Origin of the sequence: Emticicia sp. (genome assembly GCF_049241225.1) — a bacterium.
Taxonomy (GTDB): Bacteria; Bacteroidota; Bacteroidia; order Cytophagales; family Spirosomataceae; genus Emticicia.
The window spans coordinates 16,319-22,731 of the sequence record NZ_JBMLRC010000062.1; the positions used below are offsets into that span (position 1 = coordinate 16,319).

The window sequence follows — 6,413 nt, forward strand, 5'->3', positions numbered from 1 at the left end:
GAATTTAATGTCTATCTCGAAAACTTTCTTGATAAAATTCAAACAGAAGTGGCTGCATAGTGTTTTACAGTTAGTCCACGGTCAATAGTCGATGGTCTACAGTTTATTACAATGTGTTTACACATCAATAACTGATAATCATAGACTTACAACTTCTATCGGAGGTCGGCTACCGACCATGGACTGTTTCATTAAACCTTTTGACTTTCATTCTCAATGACGATTGCTGAAATTATTAATCACGATTTGCCAATCTTAAAGCCTTCTGATACAGTAGGTAATGCTTTAAATTGGATGGAAGAAAACCGCATCGGGCAATTAGTTGTTATTGATGCAGGAAAATACGCAGGTATCGTCAGTGAAGATATTCTGATGGATTATGACGAAGATATGCAGCTCTCCGATGTGATGTTGCAGTTTTCGGAAATAACTTTATCTGATTATCAGCATATTTATGAGTCATTAGGGTTGATTTCGAAGTATCATTTACAGGTAATTGGTATTGTTGATGAAGAAGAAAACTTTGTTGGAATCATCACAGCATCAGAAGTTTATATCAAATTCGGCGAACTACTCGGAAGCCAAGAGCCTGGAGCAGTTTTAGTGATTTCTATCAAAAATCGAGACTATTCGCTGTCCGAAATCAGTCGTTTGGTCGAATCAGACAATGCGAAGATTTTGAGTAGTTATTTTACAGGAAATACCTATTTGAGCAACGATTCGGCAAGTTTAACCTTGAAAATCAATCGAGAAAGTATTACATCAGTCGTGGCTACGCTCGAACGCTTCGGTTATACAGTTGAGGCCAGCTACGCCCACGAACCAATTGAGAGCATTGAGCAAGAACGCTACAATATGCTCATGAAATATTTAAGTGTATAAAACAAAAGCCGTAAAACAGAGATTTTACGGCTTTTAAATTTAATGTGCATTCTTCTTTAAAGTCCTGATTATCAGCAATAAGCTTATCGTTGTCAGAATCACTGATGCCAAAAATGGTACTCCAGGAAAGTATATCGGAGCATCTTTTGCCGTAAATTTATAGAAAAGACCTGTCATTAAGACTGGCCCGATGATGGCCGCAATGCTATTTAAACTCGTGAGTGAACCTTGTAATTCACCTTGTTCGTTAGCTGGTACTTGTGTCGAAATTATCCCTTGCATGGCTGGGCCTGCCAAGCCTCCGAGAGCATAAGGAACCATGATGGCGTACATCATCCAACCTTGATTAGCAAACGTATAAGCTAATGCCCCAAATATCGAGAATCCAAAACCTACGTAAATAGCGTTTTTTGTTCCTAACTTCGGAATTAAAATTCGAGTGAGGCCACCTTGAACCAGAGCAATCATAAAGCCTACGAATGAAAGTGACCAGCCAATTTCTTGGTCCGACCAACCAAATCTTTCCTTCGTGAAATAAGTCCAAGTACCTTGTGTCGAAAAACTCGAAATATAAACCAAAAACAGAGCTGAAACCAAACCAATCAACATCGGGAAACGACGTAAATTAATTAAAGCTCCAACTGGATTTGCCCGTTTCCAGTCAAATTTCCTACGGTTTTCGGGTTTCAGCGATTCTGGTAGCACGAAATATCCATAGAGAAAATTACAAAGTGTCAGCACTCCCGCAACCATAAAAGGCACTCTTGTACCGTAATGGCTGGCGATTGCTCCAATACTCGGCCCAATAATAAACCCTAAACCAAAAGCCGCACCAATCATTCCGAAATTTTGAGCTCTTTTTTCGGGCGTACTCACATCAGCCATGTAAGCCGCTGCCGTTGTGAAGCTCGCCCCCATTATACCTGCAATCAAACGACCAACAAATAACCACGCGATTGATGGAGCAAAAACCAAAAATAGATAATCAAGTCCAAAACCAAAGAGTGAAGCTAAAAGAATAGGTCTTCGGCCATATTGGTCGCTCAAACCACCCATCACAGGTGAAAAAATAAATTGCATAATTGAATAAGCCGCAAACAAAAATCCCCCATAACGAGCCGCCCCACTCGTATCAGTATGAGCTAATTCTGAAATTAAAGAAGGCATTACAGGAATAATAACCCCAAAACCGATAGCATCTATCAAGACTGTAATTAAGACGAATATTGTTGCAGCACTGCGTTTTTCGGACATTTTTTAGTTTTTATATGTTCAGTTTAAATTTCTTTCTCTTCATCAATAGTTTCCACAACTTTTTTCTTACGACGGCTAAATAATACAATTCCAGCCCCCCAAAGCAAAAGAGAGATTATGGAAACGTATGTTCCTTCTTTTACATAAGGTGGCTCAAAAGCCAATTCTACTTTATGGTTTCCCTTTTCTAACAAAATCCCCATTAGCCCTGCATCAATTTTTTCAATGGTTGCTTCTTTTCCATCTACCATCGCCGACCAACCTTTATCATGCGGAATAGCTAAAAATAGCACTTTTGAAGCATCCAAATTAATATTCCCTTTAATCAGATTAGGTTTAAACTCTGTGATTTGTAGTGTATCTCGTTTCAGCTGGCTCACCCAACTTTGCAATGCTTCTATCGTAACGCCTTGCTCTGGAATATTAGCAGAAGTAAGTTCTTTAAAGCCTTTCAGTTTCGCTTGTAAAGTCTTATCAACCGATACCGCTTGCAATAATATTGCTTGTCGGCTTGTTGAATCAAGTTTTTCGAATTTTTCTTCTGGGATAAAACTATCAAAAGTAACACCCAACGGAAGGTTATCTTTTAGTTTTAGCACTTTTACATTGCCAAATAATGCCACAGAATCCATATTCATTCGGGTGTAATCAGCAAAAGTATTCGGAGCATTAGCCAAATAGTATTTCACCCCACATAAACGCTGCAATAAAGGCGAACCAAATAAACCAGCAATCCATCGTGAAGAAGTTTCGTCATTCGGATTCAGCAGTTTTACGCTCTTCATAAATCGAACATAATTAAGCTGATTAAATGATTGGTAGGTTCGGCTACTGTAGTAACCTTGCACTTTTGCATCATTCAAGCTTGCATGAATGGCAGTACCAGAAGCATATTCTTTTTCAATGCGATAAAATGGTGATGGGTCTATTTTTTTCAAATAAGCCACTGCATCAACCGTATTATCATTAAAGCCACTGCCTGGCTCATTCATTTCTTGTTTGGTGGCCCTGTTTCTTTTGTTAACTGTCGTATTATTTGAGAAAAAAGCCATTTCTCCCATACAAATAAGCAATAACAAACCCAAACCAACACTTTGCAAGGCTCGTTTAGAAATCAGAAACAAAACTCCTGCGTAAAGCACTATCAATAAAGCTGCCGTTTTCTGTAATGATTTATTTAGATTTTCGACAGGTGCAAAACCAAAAAGAATAATAAATAAAACCACAACGGTTACTAAAAGAGCGATGACGCCCATTTTCTTCTCTTCAATAATTTGCTGAATTGCTTTTATGTTTAGATACAATAAAGCAAATAATGTAAATAAACCAAGTGTACGGTAATAATCACCCGTGAAAAGCCAAAAAGTATATCGAAAATAAGGGAAAAGCATCACCCAAAAACACAAACCTAACAACACTCCGTATATGATTCGAGTTTTGCGATTTCCAAAGAAAAATACTTGCGGAGCAGCCACCAAACTCAAAAGTCCGCAATAGAACATTGGAGCTTCCATATAATTATTCCACCCTCTGAAAGTCTCGGCATTGCCTATCATGTTTGTTGAAAACAATCGCATGAAGTTCGTACTTCTCTGCACCGAGTCGGCAAGAGCCAAAACTGGCTGTGTAATTAATTTATTTGTATAAGCAAACTCGCCGCTACCTCTCGGGCTTTCAATCATTTGGAATAAGTTACTACCAAACATAAATGCTCCGATACCAACACCTAAAACTGAAATAACTCCAATCGTAGCCAAGCCAATAAACCATTTCCCGAAGTTCCATTGTTGGTTTTCAGCAAAACGAAGTGTATAGTAAATGATGATTAGCAATGTGTAGAGGTACAAATAAAATGGCAAATGCACCGTAATCATAGCGATTGGCAACGGAATAAAATACCAGTTTTTTTCGCTGATAAATTTCTCTAGAGCAAACAACAAGAAAGCAGCATAAACCACCTCAGTTCCAAAAACCGACATTTGCCAAGTTGTACCCAAGACCATGTATCCGCTAAAAGCATAGAGGATTGCTCCCAAAACTGCCAAAAAACCCTCGACTTTTCGAGTACGCAGAAATAAATAGAATAACATTCCCGCCAAAAGTAATTCGAGCAAGAATACATAAATCAAATTATTAGCTATGCTTTGCTTTCCACCTAAAATCAATAAAAAGGTAAAAGGGTCGAACCAATAAGGGTGCATATTTTGCCCCAGTCCTTGCTCAAAACTCCAACTTGGTAAACCGTATTTTTCCCAATGGTCGGCAAGATTGTAGAGTTTCGGGTAATCGAAATTGTAGGAGTCGCTACCTATATCTTTAAATAAGAAAGCATTTTTACCGAAAAGGAAATCGTTATATAAAAACGACGCTATCAGTAATATCAATACTGGAAGAATATAAATACCATACTTCTGAAAGAAACTTAAAAAAGCATGCTCGGTTGATTCTTTCAAATTTACTGCTTCGGATATAGTATTTCCTGAAGTAGTTGTAGCAGATGGATTGGGAGTATTGGTCGAAATTTTGCTCTTTTTCTTACTCATTGATTTAAAATATTAGGGATTATATGCAAGTTAGTCACAACTTTTCAAATCTCGTGCCATTTGTATTTAGTAATTATAAAAACAAAAAGAGCATCCTCTTTCGAGGATGCTCTTTTATATTTTCAGCTTAAAAAAGATTAAGCGATGATTTCTGTTACTTGACCAGCACCTACAGTACGTCCACCTTCACGAATCGCAAAACGAAGACCTTTATCCATAGCAATTGCACTGATTAACTTAACTTCGATAGTGATGTTATCACCTGGCATTACCATCTCTACTCCTGCTGGTAACGTGATTTCTCCTGTTACGTCAGTTGTACGGAAGTAGAATTGAGGACGGTATTTGTTAAAGAATGGAGTGTGACGTCCACCTTCTTCTTTGCTCAATACGTAAACCTCAGCTTTGAAGTGAGCGTGTGGTTTTACTGAACCTGGCTTACAAATAACCATACCACGTTTGATATCTGATTTCTCAATACCACGAAGCAATAAACCTACGTTATCACCAGCTTCTCCACGGTCAAGGATTTTACGGAACATCTCAACACCAGTTACAACTGATTTCAAGTTTTCAGCACCCATACCTAAGATTTCAACTGGCTCAGAAGAGTTAATTACACCTGTTTCGATACGACCAGTAGCAACTGTTCCACGACCTGTGATTGAGAATACGTCTTCAACTGGCATCAAGAATGGTTTGTCAGTTGCACGTGGAGGAAGTGGAATAAATGTATCCACAGCTTCCATTAACTCATCTATTTTCGCAACCCAAGTAGGCTCTCCGTTCAAGCCACCAAGAGCTGAACCTTGAATTACTGGGATATTATCGCCATCATATTTGTAGAATGACAATAACTCACGGATTTCCATTTCTACTAACTCTAATAACTCTGGGTCATCAACCATATCCACTTTATTCATGAATACAACTAATTGAGGTACACCTACTTGGCGAGCCAAAAGGATGTGCTCACGAGTTTGTGGCATCGGACCGTCAGTTGCAGCAACTACAAGAATAGCACCGTCCATTTGAGCAGCACCAGTTACCATGTTCTTAACGTAGTCAGCGTGACCAGGACAGTCAACGTGTGCATAGTGACGGTTGGCTGTTGCATATTCTACGTGAGCTGTATTGATAGTAATACCACGCTCTTTTTCTTCAGGAGCATTATCGATTGAAGAGAAATCTCTTTTCTCTGCCAAACCTTTTTCTGCAAGTACTTTCGTGATGGCAGCCGTCAAAGTAGTTTTACCGTGGTCAACGTGACCGATGGTACCGATATTTACGTGAGGCTTACTACGGTCAAAATTCTCTTTTGCCATGATTGATAAAGTCTATTATTATTGTTCTTATATACTAAATTTAAAACTAATGCTAATCAGAATTGAAACTCTCGTTAGGTTTCAATAATTGTAAGAAGTTTCCTCTATTAAGAAAGAAAAGAGCCTTTGAGCAGGATTGAACTGCCGACCTCTTCCTTACCAAGGAAGTGCTCTACCACTGAGCTACAAAGGCTTTTCAGTGAGCAGCTACAAGTAAAGCAGTAATCAACCATATTAAGATTAATAACTGCTAACTGTTTACTTACTAAGAGCGGGAGACGGGTCTCGAACCCGCCACCTATAGCTTGGAAGGCTATCGCTCTACCAAATGAGCTACTCCCGCTTGAAATTCATTAAATTAAAGAGTGGGGGCGGATGGATTCGAACCACCGTAAGCGTAAGCTAGCAG

At 38.8% G+C, this 6,413-nt stretch carries 4 protein-coding genes and 2 tRNA genes; 1 reads left to right on the forward strand and 5 read right to left on the reverse strand.

The genetic code is table 11. The features are described from left to right. Positions 1-216 precede the first annotated feature (216 nt). Entirely contained in the window at positions 217-882 is a 666-nt protein-coding gene (locus ACOVO2_RS04205) for a CBS domain-containing protein (protein WP_421768762.1), read from the forward strand. 39 nt (positions 883-921) lie between these two features. Here the strand turns inward: ACOVO2_RS04205 and ACOVO2_RS04210 are convergent, their stop codons facing one another. The 5 genes from ACOVO2_RS04210 to ACOVO2_RS04230 all read right to left on the reverse strand — a co-directional run bounded on the left by ACOVO2_RS04210 (position 922) and on the right by ACOVO2_RS04230 (position 6,347). After that, positions 922-2,136, reverse strand: coding sequence for a TCR/Tet family MFS transporter (locus tag ACOVO2_RS04210; protein WP_421768763.1), 1,215 nt, complete (start codon positions 2,134-2,136; stop codon positions 922-924). Between the two features lie 23 nt (positions 2,137-2,159). Next, positions 2,160-4,679, reverse strand: coding sequence for a YfhO family protein (locus tag ACOVO2_RS04215; protein WP_421768764.1), 2,520 nt, complete (start codon positions 4,677-4,679; stop codon positions 2,160-2,162). 137 nt (positions 4,680-4,816) lie between these two features. Continuing rightward, complete coding sequence (gene tuf, locus ACOVO2_RS04220) at positions 4,817-6,004, reverse strand: elongation factor Tu (RefSeq protein ID WP_188769679.1); 1,188 nt, start codon at positions 6,002-6,004, stop codon at positions 4,817-4,819. 121 nt (positions 6,005-6,125) lie between these two features. Further along, positions 6,126-6,197: transfer RNA gene (locus ACOVO2_RS04225), tRNA-Thr, on the reverse strand. 77 nt (positions 6,198-6,274) lie between these two features. Next, positions 6,275-6,347: transfer RNA gene (locus ACOVO2_RS04230), tRNA-Gly, on the reverse strand. Positions 6,348-6,413: the final 66 nt, after the last annotated feature.

Bases quoted from the DNA above. Each gene is read 5' to 3' on its own strand.
- ACOVO2_RS04205 (WP_421768762.1), top strand. From the start codon at position 217: ATGACGATTGCTGAAATTATTAATCACGATTTGCCAATCTTAAAGCCT.
- ACOVO2_RS04210 (WP_421768763.1), bottom strand. From the start codon at position 2,136: ATGTCCGAAAAACGCAGTGCTGCAACAATATTCGTCTTAATTACAGTC.
- ACOVO2_RS04215 (WP_421768764.1), bottom strand. From the start codon at position 4,679: ATGAGTAAGAAAAAGAGCAAAATTTCGACCAATACTCCCAATCCATCT.
- tuf (WP_188769679.1), bottom strand. From the start codon at position 6,004: ATGGCAAAAGAGAATTTTGACCGTAGTAAGCCTCACGTAAATATCGGT.